The organism is Dyella sp. OK004, assembly GCF_900114495.1.
Taxonomy (GTDB): domain Bacteria; phylum Pseudomonadota; class Gammaproteobacteria; order Xanthomonadales; family Rhodanobacteraceae; genus Dyella_D.
The window spans coordinates 349,848-376,076 of the sequence record NZ_FOZI01000004.1 but is presented as its reverse complement, the minus strand read 5'-3'; the positions used below and the strand labels follow the sequence as shown (position 1 = coordinate 376,076).

Annotated in this window: 19 protein-coding genes; 12 read left to right on the top strand and 7 right to left on the bottom strand. The window is 63.7% G+C overall.

What is annotated here, in order from left to right; translation table 11 throughout:
* Nucleotides 1-61: 61 nt before the first annotated feature.
* On the bottom strand, nucleotides 62-1,639 hold the full coding sequence (locus BM338_RS17795) for an alpha-amylase family glycosyl hydrolase (RefSeq protein WP_090453247.1): 1,578 nt from the start codon (nucleotides 1,637-1,639) through the stop codon (nucleotides 62-64).
* Nucleotides 1,640-1,807: 168 nt separating this feature from the next.
* Nucleotides 1,808-4,702: a TonB-dependent receptor gene (locus BM338_RS17790; protein ID WP_143109338.1), complete on the bottom strand. Its 2,895-nt coding sequence runs from the start codon at nucleotides 4,700-4,702 to the stop codon at nucleotides 1,808-1,810.
* Nucleotides 4,703-5,178: 476 nt separating this feature from the next.
* On the opposite strand from BM338_RS17790, the gene BM338_RS17785 reads away from it, so the two are divergent.
* The 5 genes from BM338_RS17785 to BM338_RS17765 all read left to right on the top strand — a co-directional run bounded on the left by BM338_RS17785 (nucleotide 5,179) and on the right by BM338_RS17765 (nucleotide 13,900).
* Complete coding sequence (locus tag BM338_RS17785; protein WP_090453242.1) at nucleotides 5,179-6,804, top strand: alpha-glucosidase family protein; 1,626 nt, start codon at nucleotides 5,179-5,181, stop codon at nucleotides 6,802-6,804.
* 75 nt (nucleotides 6,805-6,879) lie between these two features.
* The gene (locus tag BM338_RS17780; RefSeq protein ID WP_090453240.1) at nucleotides 6,880-7,098 is read left to right on the top strand and encodes a hypothetical protein; all 219 of its coding nucleotides are present in this window, start codon (nucleotides 6,880-6,882) and stop codon (nucleotides 7,096-7,098) included.
* Between the two features lie 786 nt (nucleotides 7,099-7,884).
* Nucleotides 7,885-11,112 (top strand): autotransporter outer membrane beta-barrel domain-containing protein, encoded by a 3,228-nt coding sequence (locus tag BM338_RS17775; protein ID WP_090453238.1) that lies wholly within the window; start codon nucleotides 7,885-7,887, stop codon nucleotides 11,110-11,112.
* A gap of 63 nt (nucleotides 11,113-11,175) precedes the next feature.
* Complete coding sequence (gene uvrD, locus BM338_RS17770; protein WP_090453235.1) at nucleotides 11,176-13,383, top strand: DNA helicase II; 2,208 nt, start codon at nucleotides 11,176-11,178, stop codon at nucleotides 13,381-13,383.
* 22 nt (nucleotides 13,384-13,405) lie between these two features.
* Entirely contained in the window at nucleotides 13,406-13,900 is a 495-nt protein-coding gene (locus BM338_RS17765; protein ID WP_255367356.1) for a hypothetical protein, read from the top strand.
* A gap of 42 nt (nucleotides 13,901-13,942) precedes the next feature.
* On the opposite strand, the gene BM338_RS17760 is transcribed toward BM338_RS17765, so the two are convergent.
* The 3 genes from BM338_RS17760 to BM338_RS17750 are packed head-to-tail and all read right to left on the bottom strand — an operon-like array spanning nucleotide 13,943 to nucleotide 17,140.
* Nucleotides 13,943-15,199 (bottom strand): heme biosynthesis HemY N-terminal domain-containing protein, encoded by a 1,257-nt coding sequence (locus BM338_RS17760; RefSeq protein ID WP_090453233.1) that lies wholly within the window; start codon nucleotides 15,197-15,199, stop codon nucleotides 13,943-13,945.
* A complete protein-coding gene (locus tag BM338_RS17755) occupies nucleotides 15,196-16,317 on the bottom strand; it encodes a uroporphyrinogen-III C-methyltransferase (protein ID WP_090453522.1) in 1,122 nt (373 codons plus the stop codon). The genes BM338_RS17760 and BM338_RS17755 overlap by 4 nt, the downstream gene beginning before the upstream one ends.
* Nucleotides 16,318-16,375: 58 nt before the next feature.
* Nucleotides 16,376-17,140, bottom strand: a complete 765-nt coding sequence (locus BM338_RS17750) for a uroporphyrinogen-III synthase (protein ID WP_090453230.1) — start codon at nucleotides 17,138-17,140, stop codon at nucleotides 16,376-16,378.
* Between the two features lie 610 nt (nucleotides 17,141-17,750).
* Here BM338_RS17750 and BM338_RS17745 point away from each other — a divergent pair.
* From BM338_RS17745 to BM338_RS17725, 5 genes are all read left to right on the top strand, one after another.
* On the top strand, nucleotides 17,751-18,209 hold the full coding sequence (locus BM338_RS17745) for a YiiD C-terminal domain-containing protein (RefSeq protein WP_090453228.1): 459 nt from the start codon (nucleotides 17,751-17,753) through the stop codon (nucleotides 18,207-18,209).
* 50 nt (nucleotides 18,210-18,259) lie between these two features.
* A complete protein-coding gene (locus BM338_RS17740) occupies nucleotides 18,260-18,673 on the top strand; it encodes a hypothetical protein (RefSeq protein WP_090453226.1) in 414 nt (137 codons plus the stop codon).
* A gap of 110 nt (nucleotides 18,674-18,783) precedes the next feature.
* The gene (locus BM338_RS17735; protein WP_143109336.1) at nucleotides 18,784-19,161 is read left to right on the top strand and encodes an EF-hand domain-containing protein; all 378 of its coding nucleotides are present in this window, start codon (nucleotides 18,784-18,786) and stop codon (nucleotides 19,159-19,161) included.
* Between the two features lie 122 nt (nucleotides 19,162-19,283).
* Complete coding sequence (locus tag BM338_RS17730; protein ID WP_090453222.1) at nucleotides 19,284-19,730, top strand: rhodanese-like domain-containing protein; 447 nt, start codon at nucleotides 19,284-19,286, stop codon at nucleotides 19,728-19,730.
* A gap of 16 nt (nucleotides 19,731-19,746) precedes the next feature.
* The gene (locus tag BM338_RS17725) at nucleotides 19,747-20,199 is read left to right on the top strand and encodes an SRPBCC family protein (RefSeq protein WP_090453219.1); all 453 of its coding nucleotides are present in this window, start codon (nucleotides 19,747-19,749) and stop codon (nucleotides 20,197-20,199) included.
* Here BM338_RS17725 and BM338_RS17720 read toward each other — a convergent pair.
* On the bottom strand, nucleotides 20,187-21,245 hold the full coding sequence (locus BM338_RS17720; RefSeq protein WP_090453520.1) for a 2Fe-2S iron-sulfur cluster-binding protein: 1,059 nt from the start codon (nucleotides 21,243-21,245) through the stop codon (nucleotides 20,187-20,189). The genes BM338_RS17725 and BM338_RS17720 overlap by 13 nt on opposite strands.
* A gap of 63 nt (nucleotides 21,246-21,308) precedes the next feature.
* Between BM338_RS17720 and BM338_RS17715 the strand changes: the two genes are divergently transcribed.
* Both BM338_RS17715 and BM338_RS17710 read left to right on the top strand, forming a co-directional pair.
* Nucleotides 21,309-21,749 (top strand): hotdog fold thioesterase, encoded by a 441-nt coding sequence (locus tag BM338_RS17715; protein ID WP_090453217.1) that lies wholly within the window; start codon nucleotides 21,309-21,311, stop codon nucleotides 21,747-21,749.
* Between the two features lie 379 nt (nucleotides 21,750-22,128).
* Complete coding sequence (locus BM338_RS17710; protein WP_090453215.1) at nucleotides 22,129-23,082, top strand: serine/threonine protein kinase; 954 nt, start codon at nucleotides 22,129-22,131, stop codon at nucleotides 23,080-23,082.
* An 18-nt stretch (nucleotides 23,083-23,100) separates the two neighbouring features.
* On the opposite strand, the gene BM338_RS17705 is transcribed toward BM338_RS17710, so the two are convergent.
* Nucleotides 23,101-26,103, bottom strand: coding sequence for a LysM peptidoglycan-binding domain-containing protein (locus tag BM338_RS17705; protein ID WP_090453213.1), 3,003 nt, complete (start codon nucleotides 26,101-26,103; stop codon nucleotides 23,101-23,103).
* Between the last annotated feature and the right edge of the window lie 126 nt (nucleotides 26,104-26,229).

Below are 26,229 nucleotides of genomic sequence, written 5' to 3'. Positions count from 1 at the left end.
GCCAACCCCGCCCAGAGCATGCACGCGGCGGCCAGTCCGCCACACAGATAACGCGACGCTGTCATTGCATGACCACGGTCGTATAAGCCGGCAGCACCAGCTTGCCTTTGGTCAGAATCACACCTGGCTGGGTGTGAAGATGCACATCACTGAACTTCGCATCCGGCACGAACGTCTGCGCCTGGCCCGAGAGGTTGTGCACCACCAGCACATGGCTGTCGGCGGTATTCCGCTCATAGGCGAGCAAATGGTCGTTGTGCGTCGGTACCACGCGGATATCGCCGTCGCGCAGTGCCAGCACTTCCGCACGCCAGTGGATCAAGCTGCGGTAGAAGTTCAGCAAGGAGGACGGATCGTCCTGCTCGGCCTGCACCGACACTTCACCGCCCTGCTTCGCCGTGGAAGCTTTCCAGCGCGTCTCGCCGGTGGCCTGCGGGTCGCGCTGCCAGCGCATGGGTTCACGCAGGTTCTCGTCGGGCTTGCGGCCGAGCATGCCGATCTCTTCGCCGTAATAGACGTAGGGACGCCCCGGCAACGTCAGCAGCAGCGCCGCCGCCATGCGCATGTGCTGCGTGTTGCCGTTGAGCTGGCTGAGCACGCGCTCCTGATCGTGGTTGGACAGGAACGGCGCATCCACGAAAGCATCGCCGGCAGCGTCACGGAACGCTTTGTAGGTCGTGGCGAGCAGATCGCCGAGCGCGCCATCGCGTTCCTTGCGCGCGCTGGCGATCAACTGCTCGGCCAGCGGAAAGTTGAACACTGAGCCCAGTGGCTTCAGGTACGGCGCCAGCGCGGCTGGCGAGGGCGCAGTGACTTCGCCAACCAGATAGACATCCGGCTTGCGCTCCTGCAGACCGTGGCGGAATTCGCTCCACCACGCGACATTCTTGCGCACGGTCTCTGGCTTGCCGGTATCTGTGCGCAGGTCGTCGTAGATGTGGCGCGCCGCATCGAGGCGGAAGCCGTCCACGCCCTTCGCCAGCCAGAACTGGCCGACCTTCACCATCTCGTGGCGAACATCGACATCGTCGTAATTGAGGTCGGGCATGGCGCCGGTGAAACCACCGAAGTAGTACTGCTGGCCGTTCCGATGCCAGGCCACACCGCCGGCAGCGCTCAGTGCCTTCAGATCCGTGTCGGGTTTGGCCCAGGTATACCAGCCGCGATATGGACTGGCCGGATCGAGCGCCGCCTTGAACCACGGATGCTGGTCGCTGGTGTGGTTGATCACCAGATCGATAATTACCTCAATGCCGCGCTTGTGCGCCTCGCGCACCAGACGCTCGAAGTCCTGCATCGTGCCGTACTGCGGATTGATGCCTTCGTAATCGGTGACGTCGTAGCCGTGATAGCTGGGCGAAGGATTGATCGGCATCAACCAGATGCCGCTGACGCCGAGCGATTGCAGGTAATCGAGCTTGGCGGTGACACCGTTGAGATCGCCGATGCCGTCGCCGTTGGTGTCGTACCAGGCACGCACAAAGATTTCGTACCAGACGCCCGAGCCAGACTGTGCGGTGGCCGGGGCCGATGGAGGCCCCTCGGCCGCGAGTGCGGCGGGGAGGATGCCGACACCCGGGCCGAGTGCCAGGGTGAAGAGGAAGGCCAGAGACCTGAGGCGATTACGGTACGGCGACATCCCTAGCTCCATTCGAGGCTGGAGACCTTCGACGGATCGGATCGCCGAAGCCGGTGACCGCTACGCCGGGCCTCCGCGTGAATCAGTGGTAGTGAAGCGAAGTGAGAAACGAGTGAACCGCCATAGCCGCTCTTTCTCGTTTCCCACTTCTCATCATTCGTTCCTTGCTTACAGCTTGAACTCAACACCGAGGTAGCTGGTACGACCGAAGTACTGGATCGTGCCGGTCTGCGACGGGTCGCTGCCGAAGTAGGTGCGCGTCGGCTGGTCGTTGATGTTCAACATCTGGTAGACCACCTTCCACTGCTTGCTGATCTCGTACGAAGCCTGGAAGTCGTACACGGTTTCCGCAGCGAACGTGACCATCTGGTTGGTCACCGACATCTGCGTGTCAGAGGCGAACTTCGAGCGATAGTTGCCGGATACGCGGGCCGAGAACGGACCGTTGTCGTAGAACACCGCGAGGCTGGCCACGCGCTTGGACAGACCCGGCAGGCCGATGGACGAGATCGCGCCACCCAAGTTAGTCGGGTTGCTCACCGTGCTGGAAGTCAGCGCGAAGTTGCCCTGCACACCCAGGCCCTTCCACATGCCCGGCAGGAAGCCGTTCTTGGAGAACGACAGCTCCAAGCCGCGCACTTCACCGCCCTTGGCGTTGTAGGCCGTCTGGTAGTCGCCGTTCAAGTACGGCTTGCCCGTGGTCGGATCGGTCGGCACGGTGATGCCGGCGGAGGCGAAGTCGAAGTTGTGATACGTGACGGCCTGGATGAACGACTTGATCTTCTTGTAGAACACGCCGGCACTGATGGCACCGGTCGAGTCGTCGAAGTAGTGCTCATAGCCCAGGTCATACTGCGTCGCGCGTAGCGGATCGAGCAGCGGGCTGGTACCGCCCCATACGTTGTACTGACCGCTCGACACCCACGAACCGGAACCCGCCATCATCTGGTTGATCGGGGCACGCGCCAGCACCTTGGCGGCCGAGAAGCGCACCTGATCGTCGTCAGTGCCGTGATAGACCAGGTTCATCGACGGCAGCCAGTCGGAGTAGGTCTTGCCCACCGTGAGCGGTGCGTAGTCGGTGCTGGTGTAGCCGTTGCCGTCGGTGATCGGCACGCCGGCGCCATTACCCACCTGCTGCAGGCCATGGCTGTACTGCGACTGGTGCGAATAACGCACACCGGCATTTCCGGTCAGCTCATGCCCGAACACTTGCGCGTCAATGTCGGCCATGAAGAACAGGTCACGGGTCTTCTCGTCGACCTGGCCACTCTGGATCATCGACCAGCTGTTGTTATGGATGTCCTTCACCGGATTCGCGGTGATGCCGTGCGCGGCAAGAATGGCCGAACCGTTGAGCTGCAGGAAGCACGGCAGACCCGAGAAATTACCCTTCCAGCAGGTGACCTTGGCGGCGCTGGACGGAATGCTCAGCGGCAGGCCGTTGGTCTTGTCGGTACCCCACTCCGAACCGTAGACGTATACCTCGCGGTCCGCGTTGTAGGTGTGATTATTCATGTACACGCCGGCTTCCAGCGCCGACAGCCACGAGCTGTTGGGCAGGTCGTACTTCACGCTGGTGCGGAAGGCCTTCATCTTGTCGTGATAGATGTACGGATACACGCCGTAACGCGACAGGCCCATCTTGCTCAAGTCGGTGTACTGCCCCGGATTGGCGTACGACACCGAGCCGATCTGGCGTCCGCGCAACTGGTAAGTCGCCGACTGCGCCATCAACTGCGGGCTGGCCGCGCCGAGACCGGAGTAGGGATCGGCCGTGGTGTCCACGTTGATCTCGTTGCTGGAGGCACGCGACAGCGACACGTCGGCGTCGATGTGCCAGCGGTCGTGATTCCACTTCGCGTTGATGCCGCTGGAAAACACGCTGGTGTTGGTCGTGTAGTTGTCCGCGGTGGTCTCATTGGAGAACTGGGTGCTGCCGTTGCCGCTCACCGTGCCGCCGGTCATCGTGCCGAACGGGCCAAGTACCGCGTTGCTGACCTGCGCGTTGCTGCCGTAGATGTTCTGCGTGCGGAAGCCGTAGCCGAATGAGTTGTTCTTGAACTTGGAGTAGAACGCGTCACCCGAGATCTGCAGCTCGTCGGTGGGCTTCCACACCACGGTGGCGATCTCGCCGGTGCGGCGCTCGGTGCCGCCGTTCTGCTGCAACTGCAGGCCCTGGGTCAGGTACGCCTTGCGGCCGTCCGACAACGTAGTGAGGTTGCCATCGGAAGCCTCGCCCACGAACTGCTCAGCCACATGCGGCTGGTACATCTGCGCCACACCCAGGCCAACGCCCAGCGTGTTGTCCAGGAACTTGCCCTGATAGGCAGCGCTGAGGCGGTAGCCGGTGGTATTGGCACCCGCTACATCGTTCGCACGGCTGTTGTAGCTGCCGCGCGCGTCGACGTTGAGGTTCTGCTCCTTCGGCGCATCCAGCGGATTGGCCGTCTGCATGCCGATGGTGCCGCCCACGCCGCCGGTGACCAGCGATGCCTGCGAGGACTTGTACACCGTGGCCATGTTGATCAGCTCGGACGGGTACTGGTCGAACTGGATGTAGTTGCTGCCGCTGGTGGACGGCTGCTCGCGACCATTGAGCGTGGTCTGGATGAAGTTGCCCGACAGGCCGCGGATGTTGATCTGCGACGCCTGGCCAGCGATGCGCTCGGCAGACACGCCCGGCAGGCGGGTCAGTGCGTCGGCGATGGACTGGTCGGGCAAGCCGCCGATGTCGGCAGAGGTAATGACGTTCTGGATCGTATCGGCGTAGCGCTGATAGTCGATCGACTTTTCCATGCCCTGGTTGTAGCCGGTCACCGTGATGGTGGACAGGCTCTTGGCCAGCTGCGCTTGCTGGGTTGTCTTTTCGCCACTGCTCTTATCAGACGTTTTCTTGTCGGCGCTCTGTTGCGCCGTCGTCTGCGCATCCTGGCCGGTGGGAGCGGGGGCAGCGCTTCCCGTGGCGTTATCCGTACCGGCCGGAGCCGCATGGATGCCGACGGTGAAGCACAAGCCGGCCGAAGCCAGCGCCAAGGCCATCACATTACGTTTCAGTATCACCTTGTCCCCTCCCCAGGGTCTGTCTGTTGCTATGGCTGCATTTGTTTACAGCCCGGGAAGAGCTGCGCAGCGATGTGTTGTTGGATAGCGCTTTCGCGTGGGGCGCATGGTAGAGCCGCCCCCCGAAGCGAACAGACCTATGCATACGTATTCATTGGGGCGTTTTTTTGTGCAGTCGTGACAAAAGTCGCGCACTGCCACCATTACTCGCCGACGGAAACGTCACACCGGTACGCGCATGGCATCGTTCGCCGGGAATCGCTGCGAATACTCACTTTCCTCGATCTAATTCAACGCACGGAAGCGCTGCTTTCAGAGCGCGCACGCACGCCTGCAAAACAGCTGCTGCGTCGCAATATCGGCATTTTTTGAATACGTATGCAGTGACGGCATGCGCGTCGCATGCAGCGATTAAGCTGCCCCGCACGCCGCGGTCTGTCAGACACGTGCGCGCTTGAATCCTCGGGATACGGGACATGAGTGAAGCACCCTGGTGGCGCGGAGCCGTCATCTATCAGATCTACCCACGCAGTTTTCTGGACACCAACGGCGATGGCGTGGGCGACCTGCCCGGCATCGTGGACCGGCTCGACTACGTGGCCAGCCTGGGCGTGGACGCGATCTGGATCGCGCCGTTCTTCCGTTCGCCCATGGCCGATTTCGGTTACGACATCGCCGATTACCGCGCGGTCGATCCGTTGTTCGGCACGCTCGACGATTTCGATCACCTGCTGGCGAAGGCGCACCGCCTTGGCCTGAAAGTGATGATTGATCAGGTGCTCAGCCACACCTCGGATCAGCACGAGTGGTTCAAGCAAAGCCGCGCCAGTCGCGACAACGCCAAGGCCGACTGGTACGTGTGGGCCGACGCGAAAGCGGACGGCTCGCCACCGAATAACTGGATGTCGCTGTTCGGCGGCGTGGCCTGGCAATGGGAACCGCGACGCGGGCAGTACTACCTGCACAACTTCCTGACCTCACAGCCCGACCTCAACTTCCACCACCCGGATGTGCAGCGCGCCGTGCTGGACAACGTGAAGTTCTGGCTTGACAAGGGTGTGGATGGCCTGCGCCTGGACGCGATCAACTTCTGCTTCCACGACAAGCTGCTGCGCGACAACCCGCCCAAGCCAGAAGCGCAGCGCGTGGGCCGCGGTTTCAGCCCGGACAACCCATACGCGTTCCAGTACCACTATTTCAACAACACCCAGCCGGAAAACCTCACCTTTCTCGACGAGCTGCGCCGCCTGCTGGATCAGTACCGCGATGTGGCCGCGCTCGGCGAGATCTCGTCCGAGGACTCGCTGGCGACCATGGCCGAGTACACCAGCGGCCGTCGTCTGCATATGGGCTACAGCTTCGAACTGCTCACCGACGATTTCAGCGCCGCGTATATCCGCGGCACGGTGCAGAACCTGGAAGCGCAGATGCGCGAGGGCTGGCCGTGCTGGGCCATTTCCAATCACGACGTGGAGCGCGTGCTGAGCCGCTGGGGCAACGGCCACGCCTCCGAGCAGCTGGCGAACATGCTCACGGCGATGGTGTGTTCGCTGCGCGGCTCGGTCTGCGTCTACCAAGGCGAAGAGCTGGGCCTGACCGAAGCGGACGTACCCTACGAAGCGCTGCAGGACCCCTACGGCATCACCTTCTGGCCGAACTTCAAGGGCCGCGACGGTTGCCGCACGCCGATGCCGTGGAACAACGAAACCAGCGCGGGTTTCAGCAGCGGCACGCCGTGGCTGCCGGTGCCCGCCGACCATCGCGCGCGCGCCGTGTCGCAGCAGGAGGCCGACCCGGCATCGGCGCTGCACGGGTTCCGCCGCTTCATGCAATGGCGCAGCACCCAACCCGCGCTGCGCTGGGGCGATATCGCGTTCCTCGATACACCAGAGCCCGTGCTCGCCTTCACTCGCACCGATCACCGCGAAACCGTGCTGGCCGCGTTCAACCTGGGCGCCGAGCCAGTGGATCTGACATTCCCCTTGTCCGGCAAGGCCCAGTACATCAATGGCCATGGTCTAGCGGAAGGCACTTTCAGCAATGGCCGCTTGCAATTGCCCCCACACGGCTTGCTGTTCGCCCGCGTGGAAACTGCCGCCTGACTGCCATAACGCGCATGACTTTCTCCGTGATGCCGCGCCGCCTATGATCGGCGCATCGTCAACCTGGAGAGATTCATGCGCGCCATCCTGATCCTCGTCGGTCTCATCCTCGTCGCTGCAGGCATATGGGCGCTCAGCGGGCATGCCAACTACCAGGCCACCGACACCCTGGTCCAACTCGGCTCCGCAAAAATCACCGCCACGCACGATAAACCCGTGCCATCCTGGATAGGAATCGCTGGCATCGCGGTTGGCGCACTGCTTGCGATCGGTGGCTTCTTCAAGAAGAGTTGACCAAACACACCGCGATACTAAGCGAGCCACGCGCTCGATATGGCTGTTGACCTTCGGGTCCCTGTGGAGCGGCGTGGATTGGACGCGCAGAAAGCTATGCGCCTTACGCGGCGACGGATGTCCAGTTACATCATGTAGGAGCCCACCCTGTGGGCGACCGCTCTCCCAGGACGGAAGTCGCCGAAGGCGACCTGTACGCAATAACGTGACAACCGAGCGGCAAGGCACTGAACCCCGGCTTGCGCCGGGGAAGCGAAAGAGCCCATTCACCAAACGCGATTCAGATATCCATCATCGCAATTACGTTTTTGCGTGAGACGTGCGCTCCATCACCACACCAAAAACTACCGCGTGACTCGAATCACGCCCCCGCCAATCCACCGCAACCTTTCAAGGGCGATGTGCTACTAAGCATTCGCTGATTGATGTATCGATCGCGTTCTACAGGGGACGTGCCGTTCGCCCGCGAGGGCAAGCGTTGGCAGCGAAGAAACGCGGCACCCGCGCGGTGCTGTCCGCAAAGAATCCACACCATGGGACGGCCTGATGTGCCGGCCACGGGCGCGCTTTATCCCACGCTTTATTCCCGAGTGGGTTCTCTCCCGAGACCGGTGGCCGCGGGAAAGCGCTGGATGAAACAGGTGAAAACAAATGCATCAACTTACGTTGCGACCCGCAAACCACACTCCGAAGAGCAACGCCTACCCGGATAGACGCCGGCCGCCGCTCCATGCGCGAAAACACGAACTCGCCTTGTCGGTTGCCGTTGCACTCACAAGCGTGGTCATGCCGTCGCAAACGCGCGCCACGGTCTATACGCAACCCATGACTGGCGTGGTCAGTCATGACGCTCCCGGCGGCACCGGCGGCTACAACCCGGGGTATGCGGTAACCGGAAACAGCGGCACGGCCAACTACGCACTGCTAAAAGGCGACGCCATCCAGGTCGAGTCCTCCGATCCCCAGGTGTATGGGGTCGCTGTCACTCCGTCGTCATCGTCATCGGTCATCGATGCAACGGCCGGTGGCGTATCGATCGCGGCGACCCGTGATGTGCCGGCCTCAGGCACCAATGCGGGCAGCGCGGTGGGTGTTTACGTATCCAGTCCGCAGAACGATCCGAAATCCGTGACGATCAATGGTCCGATCAGCGTCGGCGCTGTCGACCGGAATTCGTGGACAAAGCGTGTCGGCGGGATGGTCTACGGCAACGCGTATGCCTTATGGGCCGACGACTATGGCGCCATCACCATCAACGGCGATACCACACTGAAGGCATCGACGCCGGGGTATGGGCGTGTCATCTACCTCACCGGCAATGGCAGCCGAGTCACCATCAACGGCAATCTCACTGCCGAATCGGATAGCAACAGCACCAATTACGCGATCGAAGGCGATGGACGCAGCGTGCTGAAAGTCACCGGCAACGTCGACCTGACAGCGAATGGTGTGTATCCCTCGGACAACGTCAACGGCATCTGGAACCCTAGCGTTTCGGCCCGTACTGAAATTGACGGCAACCTCAATCTGTTTGCCATTGCCCATGGCTCAACGGTGATGGGTATTCGCAACAACGGCAACATCAATATCGGCGGCGGCACCGTTATCACGGCGACGGGCAATCGCTCCGCATTCGCGGTCAATGCCGGACACCGCTTGTCCAAGACCGAGTTTCATGGCGATGCCACGCTTTCGGCGCAGGGTGGCGTGAATACGTTCGGCGGCACGGTTGGCGCTTACAACTTCGGTGGCAATGGCGGCAACGGTTATATGGCGTTCGATGGCAATCTCACAGTTACCGCCAGGAATGGCACGTTCGAAGGCGACTCGGATGTCATTGGCCTGGACAATGCCGGCCGGATGTCGCTGGCCACGGCTGGCACCACCACCCGCATTCAGGCGACCGGCACACAAGGCAGCCACTCGGCATACGGCATCAGGAACACGTTGTCGTTTGCGTCGGCAAGCGATGTCGCCATCACGGTCTCCGAAGTAGCCGGCACCACCTATGGCGTGATGAATACTGGCGCGGCGAGTTTCAGTGGCGGCCTCTCCATTGCCAAGGCAGCGGACTCGACGGCTGCAGTCCATTACGGTGTGGTCACCCGCCCGTCGGCTTCATCGTCTGCAACCACCGACATCAATCAGGGCAAGAGCAACGACATCACCATTCAAGGCGACGTGCTGACCGGATCGAATAGCGGCGGATATACGGGCACCTTGAATCTCAATCTGGATACGTCCAGGTCCTGGCTCAATGGCCTCGTGCTTGCCGACGCCGATGGCTCTGTAGGCAAGGCCAGCATGACGGCAAGCAACGGAGCAAGCTGGATCGTCAGCGGCGCCGGTACCGTGTCTGCCGATTTCGGCTCGGGCGACCTCAACATGGGCTCCGGCGGCTCGATCGATATGGCAGCTGGCTGGGGCGCGTTTACTCCCGGCAGTGTGCCTTCCTACAGCATGCGCACCTTGCAGGTCGGCAGCAGCGCGATCGGCGGCGCTTCGGTGAATCTCGCCGACGGTGCGGTATTTACGCTGATCAGCAATATCCGCGGCGCACAAGCGGACAAAGTAGTGTTCGGCAGCGGCATCGCGTCGTTCCAGGCACAGGGCACTCAAAACGTCCGCATCGCTTATGACCCAGTGTTGAGCGACACGTCCTGGATCACTACCACCGCGCTGCAGAAGGGCATATCGATTGCGGCATCCAACCCCATCGTGATCGTCGACGCCAGCGCTGCGGCGAGCGGCACGGCGCATTTTTTGGCGGCGTCGGGTTTGACCGGCCAGTGGAGCGGCACCTATGAGAACGCACTGGTGCGCTTCTCCTATGTGCCACAGATCCGCCTGAGTGCCGACGGCAAACAGATTCTGCTGACCGGCATCGATATTCCCGGCGCCGGATCGAGCACGGCGCCGGCAGGTGGCACGGGCACCAGTACGGATACAGGTACCGGTGCACAGACCGGTGCAGGCGGCACCTCGACAACATCGGGGACCGGAACAACATCGGGTACCGGCGTCTCCTCGACGGCCGACAACCCGACTACGGGGAGCGACGCAATCGCCGGCGGCACGGTTGCCATCGCACCTTCCACCGGAGTGCTGGTGGCGGGCGACGCGGCGCTCGCTCTCTCCAACCTCTGGCAGATCGACGAGCGCGCGGTATCCCGCCGCAGCGAAGCGATGCGCGTGGAGGCGGCTGAAGGCTCAACGTTCTGGGTCGACACGGATGGCGGCGACCTGAAAGGCCATGGCGGCGAAGAACGCACCTACCGGCAGCACACCACCAGCGCCTCGGCCGGCACGGAGTGGCGGACTGATATGGACCAGGGACATGGCGCCGTGGGCCTGGTGTATACGCACACGCAATCCCACGCCAATCTGCAGGACGGAACCGCCGACCTGCGGGGTGATTCCATCGGTCTTTACGGTATATGGAACGCCGGCAAGAGCCTGTTCGCCGATGCGGTAGCCCGCGTCGGCCGCCTGAGCGACAACGACACGTCGCATGACATGTCCGGCATGACCTCCGGGCGTAACCGCGCACGCGCGGCGAGTGTCGCGGTGCGCGCGGGCCGGCGCTTCCAGGGAAAGCATGGCGTCTACATTGAACCGCAGGTGCAGGCTGCGTACGGTTCGGTCGGCGCCAGCGCGTACACGGCCAGCAACCGGGTGCGTTTCGCGGTGGACCGCAACCACACGTTCCTCGCACGGGCCGGCGTACTCTTCGGCAAGACGGTCTTCCTGTCGCCGACCGCCATCGGCGACGTCTATACGCGCCTATCGGTGGTTCACACGGTCGGCGACCGCCCGGATGTCACAGCTTCCCTCGATGGTGGCTCGCTGCCGGTGGTGCTACCCACGCGGCACGCTACAACGCATGAGGTGGCCTTGGGCGGACGCGTGACAGCCGGGGCATGGAGCGCGTTCATCGAGGCAGGACATGCGTCCAGGACAGACGCGTTGGCTGGTGGATGGCGCGCCGCCGCGGGTGTCCGCGTGCGCTTCTAGCGTGGCAACACTCGATCCCTGAGAAACTCGGTCCCTGAGACCCACCCGGCTACAATAGGTGGGATGGATGTCTCGCATTTGATCGACAAGCTTAATGACGCGCAGCGTGAAGCAGTCTGCGCTCCGCCTGGCCATTATCTGGTGCTCGCTGGCGCGGGCTCGGGCAAGACGCGTGTACTCACGCATCGCATCGGCTGGCTGACGCAGGTGGAGGGGGTGCCGCCATGGGCAATTCTGGCGGTGACGTTTACCAATAAGGCGTCGGGGGAGATGCGGGCGCGTCTGGATCAGTTGATTCCGGGCGGGACGCAGGGGCTTACCGTCGGCACCTTTCATGGCATTGCGCATCGTCTGCTGAGGCGGCATTGGCGCGAAGCCGGGCTGCCGGAAGGTTTTCAGATTCTCGATGCGGACGATCAGCAGCGCATTGTGAAGCGCGTGGTCGCCGGGCTGGGCCTGGATGAGGCGAAGTTTCCGCCGCGGCAGGCGACGTGGCAGATCAACAACTGGAAGGATGAGGGTAAGCGGCCGGAGAATATCGAGCATCGCGATCATCCGGTGACGCGTGCCTTCGTGCAGATCTATCAGGCTTACGAAGACGCTTGCCGTCGCGCAGGCCTGGTCGATTTCGCTGAGCTTCTGCTGCGTGCGCACGAGTTGTGGCTGAAGAACCCGGCGGTGCTGGAGCATTACCAGCAACGCTGGAAGTATTTGCTGATCGACGAGTTCCAGGACACCAATACGCTGCAATACGCGTGGATTCGCGTGCTGGCCGGCGCCACCGGCCAGGTGTTTGTGGTGGGTGACGACGATCAGGCGATCTACGGCTGGCGCGGGGCCAAGGTGGAGAATGTGCAGCAGTTCCTGCGCGATTTCCCCGGCGCCAAGACCATCAAGCTGGAGCAGAACTACCGCTCCACCTCGAACATCCTGAAGGCCGCCAACAGCGTGATCGCACGCAATGGCAGCCGTCTCGGCAAGCAGCTGTGGACCGCTGGCGAGGATGGTGAGCGCATTGCGTTGTATGCGGCGTACAACGAGCAGGATGAAGCACGTTTTGTGATCGAGCGTATCCGCGAGTACATCGCGGAGCATGGCCATGCGCGCGATTGCGCGATTCTTTACCGTTCGAACGCTCAGTCACGCAACTTTGAAGAACAGCTGATGCAGCGCGATATCCGCTTTCGCGTGTATGGCGGCCAGCGCTTCTTCGAGCGCGCGGAAATCAAGGACGCGCTGGCTTATCTGCGACTGTGCTCGAACCGCCATGACGATGCAGCCTTCGAGCGTGCGGTGAATACGCCGCCGCGCGGCATCGGCGATCGCACGCTGGATGTGTTGCGCCGGCGCGCACGCAGCGAAAACACATCGATGTGGGAGGCGGTGCTTGGCGAGCTGAGCAGCGGTAGCGAGCTGGCCGGGCGCGCGAAGAATGCAGTGAAGGCTTTTCTCACCATGATCGACGAGATGAGCCGCACTTTTTCCGGCACCACCGATGGCGACGTGCAGGCCACCAGCCTCGCCCTGGCCGAGCAGATCGAGCACGCCATTACCCATACTGGCCTGCGCGACTTCTACGAGAAGGACAGCCGCGGCAATGCCGAATCGCGCGTAGAAAACCTGGACGAACTGGTCAACGTCGCTAGCCGTTTCGAGCCGACTCAGGACGATATCAACGCCGGGCTCAGCGAGCTGTCCGCGTTCCTTTCCCACGCCGCGCTGGAATCTGGCGAAGGCCAGGGCGAGGCCTGGGACGACTGCGTGCAGCTGATGACCTTGCACTCGGCCAAGGGTCTGGAGTTCCCCGTGGTGTTCCTGGTGGGCATGGAAGAAGGCTTGTTCCCAAGCCAGCGCTCAGTAGAAGACGAAGGCCGCCTCGAAGAAGAACGCCGCCTTGCCTATGTAGGCATCACGCGCGCCCGCGAGAAGCTGTTCATCACCCACGCCGAATCGCGCCGCATGCATGGCGTGGAGATGCTGGCGCGACCATCGCGCTTCCTGTCGGAGATTCCGCCGGAGCTGATCGACGAGGTGCGCCCGCGCGTGCAGGTGAGCCGCCCGCTCTACGCCGGCCGCTTCACCGAAAGCGCGCCGGTGCTGCAGGAAGACCTGCCGGTCAAACTCGGCCAGCGCGTCAGCCACCCCAGCTTCGGCGAGGGTGTGGTGGTGAGTGCGGAAGGCAGCGGCGCGCATACGCGCCTGCAGATCAACTTTGAAGGCGCCGGCAGCAAGTGGCTGGTGGCGGCCTACGCCAAGCTCACGCCGCTGTAATACCCCTGTAGGAGCGCACCCTGTGCGCGATGGCTCTTGCAGCGGTATCGCCAAAAGCCATCGCGCACAGGGTGCGCTCCTACAAAGTGGCCAGGCGCCGGCTGAACGCAAGAACCTGCCGTGGCAACCTGCGCGACATGACCAGGGTCTGCTCAGAGTCACCGATCAGGCCGTCGCCCCCATGAACTGGAACACCCAACGCAATCCGCTCGACCGCGATATCTGCGTCCACATCTTTTCCGCCTCGGCCGCGATGGTCGGTGTGTGCATCACGGTTATCGGGATCTTGCGCGTGGTGGTCGCCCTGCATCGCGCCGACGTGATCGGCAACGACCTGCTTGCCCTCAACACCCTGCTCTACCTGATGGCCTGCCTGGCATCGTACTGGGCGCTGCGCACGCGTAATGTGCAGCGCAATCACCGGCTCGAACGCGTTTCAGATGCGTTGTTCCTGCTCGCGCTGACGCTGACCACGGTCAATGCGGGCTTCATTACCTGGGCGGTATCGGCGCACTGAACGCGCAGGCCGGGACCGGCCCGCGTGTTCGTCGTTTGCGACTTACTCGCGCAGACGCGGTACGCCGTGTTCGCTGCGCTCTTCGACCGCGACCGGGCGCGTATCGAGCCGCGAGGCACGGCTTTCCTGCGGCAGCGGCGTGATGAGGCCATCGCGACCGAAGGCCAGCGCGTTGCGATAGCAGAGCTGCGCGAGGTCGGCATCGCTCTGGCCGGCATAGGCATCGCCCAGTGCCTCCCACACTGCGGCCGATGGCTTCAAGGCAAGCGAGCGCTCCAGATACTGATGCGCCTTGCCCCACAGCTTGAGGCGTACACACATGCGGCCGAGCGTGAGCAGCAGGCTGGCGTCGTTGGGATGTGTGTCCAGCCAGGTTTCGGCACGACGCAGGCGCGCATCGAGATTGTCGTCGCCGAGCACGCCGTACGTTTCGATCAACTGCGGCGACCATTCGCGGCGTAGCGCGGATTCCACTTCGTCCATCGCCGGCAGCGCCATGCCGAAACCGGCGGCGGCACGCGCGTAAGCATCGATGGCTGCCGGAGCACGGCGCTGTGCCTTCGGCAACTGCGACCACAACTGGTTGAGCGCGGCGCCATCGGGCGCGGCTTTCAGCGAAGCGGCGAGCACCTGGCCTTCCAGCGCGACATAGCCACGGGTGCCGAGTGCGCCACTTTTCTGCAACGGCTCCAAGGCTTCACGGGCGCGGCGATGATCGCCCGTCGCCAGCGCCGCGATGGCCAGCTCGCGCCAACCGCCCGGGCTCAAGGTACCGGCATCAGCCTCCGGCGCCAGCAGTGCCACAGCTTCGGCAGCCTTGCCGTCGCGACGCAGTACGCGTGCGCGCAGCACGCGCGCAGCACGCGGCGCGGACTGGCTGGCTTCGCTCAGCGCTTCGAGCGCACGGCCTTGTTCGCCGCGGCGCGAGGCGGCTTCGGCGGAAGCCAGCAAGGCCGGACCGCGCAGGCTGTCCATACGCGAGGCGCGGTTGAGATCGCGCTCGGCATCGCCATGGCGTCCTTCCATCAAGGCGACCAAACCATCGCCCAAGCGTTGGTGGCTGATGCGGCGATGGCGACGTGACAGCGCGCCGAACGGCCAGCGCACCAGACGCCACAGCGCAGTAAGCACACCCCACGCCACCAGCAGCACGACAACGGCGGCGATCACCGAAGTTTCCGCCTGCCAGCCGCGCAACTGCACCAGCACATAGCCGGGATCTTCAGCCACCCAATGCCAGCCGAACGCGGCAAGCGCCGCCACGATCACCAACAGCAGAATCCAGCGCCACAACGTCATGGCTTAGCCCCGGACGACGGCTTGGCGGCTTCAGCAGCAGCGGCCGGCGGCTTGAGCGCATGCACCGAGCGCAAGTTGCGCAACTCCGACAGCGCCGCCCCCAGCTCCACCGGCGCGGACGACGGCAACTGCGCGGCAAGCGTGGCGAGCTTGCTGCGCACCTGCTGCACGGTTGGCGCCTGGGTGTCGAACTGCGCGGCAAGATTGGCATCGGCGCGCTTGAGCGCGGCGGCATAGCCGGCGCTGTCATAGGCCAGCAGGGCCGACTGTGCCTGCGCCAGATCCAGCGCCACCAGCTCGCGGGCGAAACGTGCGTCGGCTACGGCCAGCGGCGCGCTGTTGACACGCTGCACGCGGATCACGTCGGTCAGAGCGCGACGGACACGCGACCAGGTATCGGTGGCGGCAGCGTCCGCCGGTGTGTCCAGCGGTTTCAGCGGCAGCTCGGTGGTCGCCGCGCGTAATTGCGTGAGCGCATCCAGCGCCGCCGACTGCGCGGCAGGCTGACTCTTGCTCAAGGCCTCGCGCTCGGCGTTGAGGCTTTGGCGCAGGCCGGAGAACGCGCCGTCGTTCACTGCGGCAAGCGTCTGGTCGGCCAATGCATAAGCAGCAGCCGCGCCTTGCGCATCATGGAACAGTGCATAGCGCTCCTTGGCCATGCGCAGCAGCGATTCGGTTTCGTCGAGCAGCATGCCGTCGTGACCCGACAGCGTCTTCTCCGACAGCTTCGCCACCGCGTCCTCGAGATTGCGCGTGCGCTCGGCCTGTCCAAGCAATTCCTCGCGCAGCGAACGATTGACCTGATCCGCATCACCCAAGCGTTGGCGCAGCAGGTTGCGCTCGTTGTCGATGGTCTCCAGCGTGTGCTCCATGTTCGCCACGCGGGTATCCAGGCCGGCGGTGGCATGCACGGCATCGCGCACCCCGGTTTCCTGCACATACTGGCGCCAGCCCACATAGCCCGCACCGCCGACCGCGACCAGCGACAGCAGCAGGGCAAAGGCGAGGCTGCCGCCACCGCGATGCGGCTGCGGCGCAGACGAAGCCTTGCGAGAAGGCAGGTTATTGGCGGTCGCCGTCTTGGCGGCGGTATCTGACGTAGCGTTGTCCTGGCTCATGCGCGCCATGCTACCAGCCCACGCCGCGGCCTTCGCATCAAGTCTTTGTGAAAGCTGCTTATTTCGCTGCCGTGGCGAGCAAATCCGCCGCCAACGCCGAAGCCGCAACCAGTACACGCCGGAAACCCGCAGCCCGCGCCGCTTCCGCCAGCCGCTCGCTGCTCACCACCGCCGTCGCCGCGCAAAACCTTGCCAACGCCTCCGGCGGCAACTGCGCGCGCAAATGCTCCAGCGCCTCCGCACTCGACAGCAACACCCGCGCCGAGGACGGCAACGCCATCACCGCCGCGACATGTCGCCGCAGCAACCGCGGTGCCACTCGCCGATACACATGCAACTCGCGCAACCGCGCGCCACGCGCCGCCAACTGCTCACGCAACACCCCACGTCCGCCTGGCGCACCGATCAACGCCACGCGCCGGTCACGCAAATTCGACAGCGCCGGATGCTCAAGCAGACCCTCACTGTCCTGCCTTTCCTCCGGCACCAACGCCACCACCCCATGCCGCCGCAACGCCCGCGCCGTACCCTGCCCCACCGCAAACACCACCGCACGCGTTCGCAGCGGACGCAGACGCGCAGCAAACCGCACCGCCGCCGGACTGGTGAAAACCAACACCTCATCCTTCAACGCATCACCCAACGCAGCGCCCGCCACCGATGCATCATCCACACCGCGCAACGACAAACCCGGCAACAACAACGGCACGCCGCCACGCACACGCACCTGGCGCGCCAGCGACGACGCGGTGCCTGCGGGCCGCGTGATCACTACGACGCGGCCGTTGAGTGAGTTTGTGGAAGAGGCGTTTTTGGACTGCACGCGTCACCAATGCCATCGCGAAAACCGCGGGCAGTGTAGCCCGTTGGTTTGAGTGGACTGGTGCTCAGCTCGACCCACGAGATAGCAACGTTATCCCGAGCACCCATCACCCCTCCCCAACCCTCCCCTGCCAGCAGGGGAGGGAGAAAAGCAATGCGCAAGCGAGCCCGTCAGCTCTTGGGGGCCATGAGGACTGAACGATCAGGCCGGAGAGAGTCATCCCGACGCCTGACACTGGAAAAGGCGCAGCTACAAAGCCCGCTGCCTGCTCTTCAGGCCATTTCTCTTTGGTTACTTTCTCTTTGGGCCAGCAAAGAGAAAGTGACCCGGACCGCGGCAGCGGTTCGGAAGCCCGCGGCAGGCGAGCCAGGGCACGCAGTCGCGACAACCAAGCGCATCGCCACTGGATGACCAGCTTCGCTGTTGAAGTACGCCTCCGGCCTTCGCCGGAATGACGAATGGGGGGATATCGCAAGAGCCGGACTCTCGCCCCTTTGGAGCGCCGAGACGACAAAGTAGAACCACCCCAACTTCTGGCAAAAGCCAACCCCAACCCCAACCTCGTAAACTCCCCGGTTCCCCGCCCCACCCCAAAGAACCCCACCACCTCATGAGCACCCCCGCCCAGACCCTCATCCAATTCATCCGCGATGAAATCCCCCTGGCTCACAGCATGGACCTCCAGCTCCACAGCCACGACGACAGCCACATCGCCATCGCCGCCCCGCTAACACCCAACATCAACGACAAAGGCTGCGCCTTCGGCGGCAGCCTGGTCAGCCTGATGACACTGAGCGGCTGGAGCCTGGTGGAGCTGGAACTGCGCAAGCGAGGTTTCGATTGCGATGTGTTCGTAGCCGAATCCACCGTGCACTACCTGGCGCCCGTGTGGGAGGACCTGCTCAGCGAGGCGCGCCTCGGCCCGCACGCCGACTGGAATGCCTTCTTCCACACCCTGAATGCGCGCGGCCGCGCCCGCATCGAAGTGGCCTGCCAGGTGCCCAGCGAGAATCCGGACAAACCCGCCGCCACCCTGAGCGCGCGTTTCGTGGCAAAGCGCCGCGACTGAAGGCAACGGCTTGCGGCAGAATGGCCGGGTCTTTCAAGGGGAAACCACCCATGCGCCGTCTGCTGACCCTGCTCGCCTTGCTGACTGTCCTGCTGTTGGCCGGCTGCGCCTCCGACCGGCGCAACCAAGCGCTCACCACCACCCTGAACGCCTATGCCAGCACGGTGCGCTGGGGCGATTTCCAGACCGCGCTGCAGTTCGTCGACCCCAAGGTGCGCGCGGAACACCCGCCGACCCCGCTGGAAATGTCGCGCTACACCCAGTTTCGGGTCAGCGGCTATGACGACGGCCAGGGTCCGGCGGCGAGCGGCGAGAACGAGGTGCGCCAGGTCGCCCAGATCGGGCTGGTGAACATCAACACCCAGGCCGAACGCACCGTGATCGACCGCCAGACCTGGCGCTACGACCCCGAAAAGAACCACTGGTGGCTGACCAGCGGGCTGCCGAAGATCGATACCGAGTAAGCGCCCTACCCGTCCCATTGCGGCCAGACCTGACTTGGACTACAACCGCGCGGTTGGATCTCGTAGTCAAATCTGTCGTAGTCAAGCGTGTCCAGGCAAGGGGGTCAGCGATGAAAAGGATCAAGCTCGCCGCCGTAGCGGCGTGGGTTCTCGTGTTATCGACGGCAGCTATGGCGCAAGACAGCGGAAAGCGGCCGCCCAGTTTCGAAGAGCTGGATGTCCATCACGACGGGTTGCTTACCCGCTCGGAGATACCCAAGGAACTGCACGGCCTGCACGACCATTTCCAGGAATACGATTTCAATCACGATCACCGGATCGACAAGGCCGAGTACACGACCTTTCTGTCCTCGATCGGCAACAGCAGCAACGATTGCACCCCCGAGGAGCGCAAAGGCAGCGCCGAGTGCAGCCGGGGGGTGAACAACGCCACCAATATCCATCAGGATCGCGCGCCGCCGCCGCAAATGTTTGCCAATCATAAGTAACGCGCAGCGAGCGGCCCCCGAGAGGGGGCCGCCCTGTTTAGCCCCGCCCGCCTGCCGCAGCCCGTATAATCTCCGGTTCTTTATCCACCGCGCGGCCGGCCCGCGCCTGCGGAAGCTTTCGAATGAGCGATGTCCTGCACAAGCTGCCTGAGTTCCTCGGCAACCATCTCGCGCTTGCCGCGCTGTTCCTGGCCTTGCTGCTGGCAATCGTGGTGATGGAAATCATGCGACTGTTCCGCAAGTACAAGGAGCTGACTCCGGCCGGCCTCACCTTGCTGATCAACCGCGAAAGCCCGTTGCTGATCGACCTTTCCGCGTACGCGGACTTCGAGAAGGCCCACGTCCCCGGTGCGAAGCATGTGGCTATGAGCCAGTTCGATCCGGAGAACAAGGATCTGGCCAAGGCGAAGGAACTGCCGGTGGTGCTGATCGACAAGGACGGCCGCGGCGCTTCTGACAAAGCCGCGCAGCGCCTGGTCAAGGCCGGTTTCAGCAAGGTCTTCACGCTGGGCGGCGGTGTGTTCGCGTGGCAGCAGGCACAGTTGCCGGTGGCCAAGGGCAACAAGTAACCGACGGCGCGATGCCGTGAAGATCGCCGTCGGCACCATGGTCCGCGGCGAACCGGAGCGGCTGTTTGGCTTATCGCAGAACTATGCGCGCCGCACGGAATGGGACAGCTTTCTGTCCGAGGCCTATCTGATCGAACCGGCGCGACAACCCGGCCTGGGTGTCGACTCCTACTGCAGGAGCAAGGCCGGATCCGTGATGATCTCGCGCTACATCTCGTACAAGCCGCCACACGCCGCAGCCGTGGCTATGCTCAAAGGGCCGTGGGTGCTGGAGAGTTTCCACGGCACCTGGAACTTCAAGGCGCAGGCGCACGACCATACCCTGGTCGGCTTCACCTACAACTTCCGGACGCGGCCCTGGTTGCTGCGCTGGCTGCTTGAGCCCTTCATCGGGTTTTACTACCGGCGCGACATGACCCGTCGGCTGGCGCACTTCAGGCAATGGGCCGAAGCGCTTCAGGCCGACTGAAGGCCCGCGCGCCCTGCCAGGATCTGCGCCAGCACATCCGGCGCGTAATCGAACGAGTCGTAGTAGAGCCGGTCTTCCGGCAGGCCGGCATCGAGGAACAGTTTGCGGCCGGCGTCGATCATCGCGGGCGGACCGCTCATGTAGACGTCGTGGCCGGATAGATCCGGCTGATCTTCCAGTACTGCTTCATGCACCAGCCCCATGCGCAGGCCGCTTTGCGCGGCCTGTTCGGGATCGGACAGCACTGGATGGAAGCGCAGCGCATGCGCCGCGCGTTCCCAGCCTGCGGCGAGCTCGCGCAGGTACAGGTCGGCTGCGCCGCGCGCACCCCAATACACCTGCATCGGGCGGCGCGTGCCGAGTGCAATGAAGTGCTCGACGATCGCCTTGACCGGCGCAAAACCGGTACCGCCGGCCATGAATACCATCGGCCGCTCCGAATCCTCGCGCGGCACGAAGGTGCCCAGCGGCCCTTCGATACACAGCGTATCGCCCGCTTTCAGTCCATCGCTGACCCACGAGGTGAAGCCACCGCCTGCCACGTGACGCACGTGCAGCTCAATCGCGCCGTCCGCGCGCGGACCGCTGGCGATGGAGAAAGGACGGCGCCGGCCCTCGTCCAGCAGGACATCGAGATACTGCCCGGGCAGCCAGTTCAGGTTGGCTTCGCCGGCTGCTGGCTGCAGATGCAACCCGACCACATCAGGCGCCAGCACACGCTTTTCTGTCACCGCCACATCGAGCCGGCGACGCACAAAGTCTTCCACCGAAGTCACTTCGCGCGCCTCGATCACCAGATCGTTACGCGGCACCGCCTGACACAACAGCACCGCATGCCGGCCCGGCGAAATGCCGCTCAAGGCCAGGGGCGGGTTGCGCGGATAGTCGCAATGACCTTCGAGCAGGGTGGCCTTACAGCTGCCGCACACGCCGGCACGACAGGAATACGGCAGTGCAATGCCCGCGCGCTGCGCAGCCTCCAGCACGGTTTCGCCGGCATCGACCGGAAACCGGCGGCCGGAGTTTTTCAGGGTTACGGTAAACACAAGCGCATTGTGGCGGCGACTACAGTCGACCGACAATGCGGCCTCTCCTTACGAGTATCAACCATGGCCATCTGGAAACAGGACACCGACCTCGCCCGCCTCAATGGCTGGAGCGCCAACACCATGATGGAAACCCTGGGCATCCACATCACCGCCATCGGCGATGACTGGCTGCAAGGCACCATGCCAGTAGACCATCGCACCCACCAGCCCTACGGCCTGCTACACGGCGGCGCCTCGGTGGCACTGGCCGAAACATTGGGCAGCAGCGCCGCCATGCTCACCCTCGACCCCGCACAGGAAGTAGCCGTAGGCCTGGACATCAACGCCAACCACATCCGCGGCGTACGCAGTGGCACCGTCACCGGCACCGCACGCATGCTGCACATCGGACGCACCACGCAAGTATGGGAAATCCGCATCGAAAACGAAGCCAACGAACTCGTGTGCATCTCGCGAATCACCATGGCAGTGATTCCCGCACGCGTCGTTGGCCCGAAGTGAGCGCATCCGTCCTCAAAGCAAAACCATCCAGACGCCTGACACTGGAAAAGGCGCAGCTACAAAGCCCGCCGCCTGCTCTTCAGGCCATTTCTCTTTGGTTACTTTCTCTTTACTCCGGGCATCCATGCCCTCCGCCCTTCGGGCCAGCTGCGCTGTTCGCACTCGCTCCTGCGGGTGCGTGGGCCAGCAAAGAGAAAGTGACCCAAGCCGCGGCAGCGGTTCGGAAGCCCGCGGCAGGCGAGCCCGGTCGCGATAACGCGACAACCGAAGCACACCACTACTGGATCCCTGCCTACGCAGGGATGACGAGTAGGAAAGAATGTCGCAAGAACCCAACTCTTACCCTAGCCCTCAAGGAGATGAGTGCGAGGGCGCACCAATGAGCGCCGAAGCCCCCTACGCCAACCTCACCCCCGACCATGTCCTAGACGCCGTCACCGCCTGCGGCCTCTGGCCCGACGGCCGCCTGCTCGCCCTCAACAGCTACGAAAACCGCGTATGGCAAGTCGGCCTTGAAGATACTTCGCCCGTAGTGGCGAAGTTCTACCGCCCGAATCGCTGGAGCGACGCGGCAATCCTCGAAGAGCACACGTTCGCGCACGAGCTGGCTACGGCGGAGTTGCCGCTGGTAGCCCCGCTGATGTTCGGCGGACGCACCCTGCTGCATCACGACGGTTTCCGTTATGCACTCACCCCACGGCGCGGCGGCCGCGCACCTTCGCTGGAGTCAACTGAGCAACTGGAATGGCTGGGGCGATTGATCGCGCGCATGCACTTGATCGGCGCGCGTACCACGTTCGTACATCGCGGGCGTATCGATCGCGCGACCTTGATCGAACAGCCGATACAAGCCGTACTCGCCTCGTCGTTGTTGCCGCCACCACTGCAGGCGCGTTATCGCCTTGCCGCGCAACGCGTCGATGAAGCCGTGGCGCAGCGTTTTGAAGCGGTGGGTCCGGTGCGCCCATTGCGCCTGCATGGCGACTGCCATCCGGGCAATGTGCTGTGGACGGACGACGGCCCGCATTTCGTCGACCTCGACGATGCACGCATGGGCCCCGCGGTGCAGGATCTATGGATGCTGGCTGGCGACGAGCCGGCGATGGACGCCGTGCTCACCGGCTATCAACAGTTTCGCGAATTCGACTACAGCGAACTTGCCCTCGTGCCGGCCCTGCGCGCGATGCGCCAGTTGCACTATGCAGGCTGGATCGCCTCGCGCTGGCACGATCCAGCCTTTCCCGCGGCGTTTCCATTTGCGGCGGAATCGCGCTGGTGGGAACAGCATGTGGACGATCTGCACGAACTCGCGGATGGATTGGGCGCCGGTTGAGCGGCGCCCTCACCATAGTTACGGATAGGCCGGCGGATTCACGCCCAGCACGCTCTGCAGCACCACATCCAGCTGATGCGCCGAAGCCGGCTGCTCTTCGGCATTCACCGGGAACATGCTGCCGGCGATCGACGCGCCGTTGAGCACCACACCCGGACCGCTGCCGAACAAACCGTGATCCACGTTGCCGGCGAGCAAGTTGTTGTGCTTCGCCATGTCATCCCAGTTGCCGTCGTTGCGATCCGTGCGGTTGAACTTGCTGGGATCGCCACCGACCGTATTCAGCGCCGAGACCATCGCGCCGGCGAAGGTCTTCTGTTGATCCTGGCCGAGACCGTTGAACCAGGTCATGGTCTGCGCGGTGTTCATGCCGTGCAGTTCGCCATAGCGCAGCAGCATGTTCACGGCAGGCGTGTCGTCCTTGCTGTGCCAGGCCGATAGCGCCTTGGATGCGCCCTCGTTGTAACCCAGCCCCTGCAGGAAGGCTTCGCGCCCAGGTACCGCGTTGTCGTTGTCTTTCTTGCTCTGGTAGGCCATCAATCCCACCGTGCCCAGCGCCACCATAGTGATGCCGATCGGGCCGGCCCAGCTGCCGGCTTCCGCCGCACCGCCGAGTGCCGCGCCCAGCATGCCCTCGCCCGAAACAGCGGCATTGCCCGCAGCCCACATGATCGAACCAACGCCAGTGGTGGCGTAGAGCGCGCCTTCGGTGCCGTCACCCTTGTTGAAGGCATCGCCGGCTTTCCACAGGTCAATGCCACCGGACAGGATGTTGACCCAGTGATCCACCGCGCGCTTGCCCACCGTGCCCCAGGCGCTGTCGGAGGGTGCCCAGCCCATGCTGGTGACGAAGCCGGCAGTTTTCTGGCTGAAGCCGGCCGCGCCGATCAGCGCCGACATGTCGTTGCGCAATTCTTCTTCGCCGTTCTTGCCGGTGCCCAGCTTGTCTACCGAATTGGCTAGGCTGAGGCCGGCCGCACCGACGCTGAAAGCGCGGAACACATTGCTGATCGGCGTGCCGCTCTCAAAACCCTTGATCGCACCGATCTTGCCCTGCGTATCTTTAAGGCCGTCTTGCAGCGCTTTGCTCAACGCATCCGGTGTCTTGTTGGCGTCGGCCAGCGCATTGAAGTCGTTGATGTTGCTCTTGAGCACTTCGGTGGCGGCCTTCAGATCCACCACTTTGCCGTCGCGCATGCCGAGCAGGGTCGCCAGCGACTTGTTGTCGCCCAGATCGCTCAGCTCGTTGATCACTCGCGTACGGCTGGCGACGTCGTTGCTCGCGCCCAGTTCGCCGCGCAACGTATCCATACGGCTCTTGACGTAGTTGGTGCCCAACTCCTGCAACAGTTTGCGGCCACCCTGGTCGACCACCTTGCCCTGCTGCGCCCACAGATTGATCAGCGATTTGCCCTGCTCGCCCGTCAGCACAGTCGGATCGTTCTGCACGGCAAGCTGGATCGCGGCCTGATTGTTCTGACTGCCCAGCATCTTGTTGAGCGCATCGCCCACCGCCTTGCTGTCACCAGGGTGATTGGCCACCCAATCACCCAGCGCGGATTGTTGCGAGAGCAGCATCTTGCCGTCGGCGGCGAGCTGGTTCTGCGCGTCGGCCACGCTCTTTTCCCAGCCCGGCCCCTTGAGCTTCTTGTAGTTGTCGATGGCCGCGTTGAGCTGGTCTGAACTCATCGTCGCGCCTTCTTTGGCGATCAGACTGTTGAGTTCGCCGGTGAGCTTCACGTACGACTCGGTGTCGCTATCCACGCGTTGGTGCGTATCCGTCACCGTCTTGAACAGCGAAGCCATGGTCTGGTCGCACCATGGGTTGACCAGGCGATCCTTGCCGTCGCCGCGCACGTGATCCACGAAGGTAAGCGCCAGCGTGGGATCGCCGGACTGCGTGGTCATATAGGTGAGCATCGACTCCGTGTTCATCGAACCGGACATGATGCGGCGGTCAGGCAGCTGGCTGGCCAGATCGTTAGCCAACGACTGCGCGGCGGACGGATCCGTCTGGCGCAAGCTGCCCACCACACTGGAGAGGTTGGTGAGGATATCGGTGGAGTGCTTCTGCTCGTTGTCGTAGAGGAAAGCGAAATGGGTGATCTTTTCCAGCTGCGGTTGCGCATCGGCGATCAGGCGCGCGCGTGCTTCCGGCGAGGACATCGCGGATAGCAATTCCACGTAGCGGCCGGAGGACTCTTCCGCCTGCTTTGCTGCCGGCTCGATCTGCCGGCTATCGGTAAGCCGCGTGTCCTTGTACGGCTGCGCGGCCCAGTCGGCGGCGGCCTGCACGGTCTTGATATACGAGGGCTGGTTGGTGGCCAGCGTGCGCACCTGATCAGACGAGGCGTTCTTCAGCGCGGTATCCAGCCCCAGCAGCTTGTCTTTGGGTGAGGTGTAGCCGGCGTTGTCGTTATTGGCCAGCAAGGTGTTCGCTTCCTGCTGGTCCACTGCCTTCTGGATATCCGCATCGCCCGGATAGCGGCCTGCGATCTCCTTGCGGATTTGCGTGGCGCGCTCGCTCTGCGAAGGCAGCGGCTCGCCCAGCTGTTTGCGTTGCTGCGGCGTGAGCGAGCTGTCCGGCTTCTCTTGCAGGCGTGCCTGCACTTCGGCATCCACGGCCTTGTTCAACTGGTCTTGCAGACTGGCGCGCGAGTCGGCCAGATCCATGGCATCCATGCGGTTGCGCGGCTTGGTCTGCTCGGCGGCGTGGAGATCGGCCAGCGCCTTGTCGACCTGCTGCTGGGGTGTCGGGGCTGCCGCGGGCGCCGAGGCGGTAGTCACGCTGTTGTCCCGTGGCGGAATGGTCAGCACATCGCCCGCCATGATTTGCGCCGGATTGCTGATGCCCGGATTGGCCTTCTGGATCGCCTCGGGCGTCGTGCCGAAATGGGCGGCGATACCTTCCAGCGTGTCATTGCGCTGCACGCGGTAGGGCTGCGGCTTGTCCACCGGTGGCGGCGGAGGCGGGAGCTGAGGGGGAAGGTCGGTAATGCCGATCTCGCGCGGAATCGCCATGGTCGCAGCCCTGGATTTTTGGGGGGAGACCGCTATTGGACGGTGCGCGACGGGCGGTGCCTATTAGGGCTATCCCTAGGCTGCCGCGGCCAAAGCGCCGGAGCGGGTGGCGCGTCACGCTTTCCT

Bases quoted from the DNA above. Each gene is read 5' to 3' on its own strand.
- BM338_RS17715 (WP_090453217.1), top strand. From the start codon at position 21,309: ATGGCCATCTGGAAACAGGACACCGACCTCGCCCGCCTCAATGGCTGG.
- BM338_RS17760 (WP_090453233.1), bottom strand. From the start codon at position 15,199: ATGACGTTGTGGCGCTGGATTCTGCTGTTGGTGATCGTGGCGGCGCTT.
- BM338_RS17780 (WP_090453240.1), top strand. From the start codon at position 6,880: ATGCGCGCCATCCTGATCCTCGTCGGTCTCATCCTCGTCGCTGCAGGC.
- BM338_RS17730 (WP_090453222.1), top strand. From the start codon at position 19,284: ATGAGCGATGTCCTGCACAAGCTGCCTGAGTTCCTCGGCAACCATCTC.
- uvrD (WP_090453235.1), top strand. From the start codon at position 11,176: ATGGATGTCTCGCATTTGATCGACAAGCTTAATGACGCGCAGCGTGAA.
- BM338_RS17710 (WP_090453215.1), top strand. From the start codon at position 22,129: ATGAGCGCCGAAGCCCCCTACGCCAACCTCACCCCCGACCATGTCCTA.
- BM338_RS17740 (WP_090453226.1), top strand. From the start codon at position 18,260: ATGCGCCGTCTGCTGACCCTGCTCGCCTTGCTGACTGTCCTGCTGTTG.
- BM338_RS17705 (WP_090453213.1), bottom strand. From the start codon at position 26,103: ATGGCGATTCCGCGCGAGATCGGCATTACCGACCTTCCCCCTCAGCTC.
- BM338_RS17795 (WP_090453247.1), bottom strand. From the start codon at position 1,639: ATGTCGCCGTACCGTAATCGCCTCAGGTCTCTGGCCTTCCTCTTCACC.
- BM338_RS17755 (WP_090453522.1), bottom strand. From the start codon at position 16,317: ATGAGCCAGGACAACGCTACGTCAGATACCGCCGCCAAGACGGCGACC.
- BM338_RS17785 (WP_090453242.1), top strand. From the start codon at position 5,179: ATGAGTGAAGCACCCTGGTGGCGCGGAGCCGTCATCTATCAGATCTAC.
- BM338_RS17775 (WP_090453238.1), top strand. From the start codon at position 7,885: ATGCCGTCGCAAACGCGCGCCACGGTCTATACGCAACCCATGACTGGC.
- BM338_RS17735 (WP_143109336.1), top strand. From the start codon at position 18,784: ATGAAAAGGATCAAGCTCGCCGCCGTAGCGGCGTGGGTTCTCGTGTTA.
- BM338_RS17745 (WP_090453228.1), top strand. From the start codon at position 17,751: ATGAGCACCCCCGCCCAGACCCTCATCCAATTCATCCGCGATGAAATC.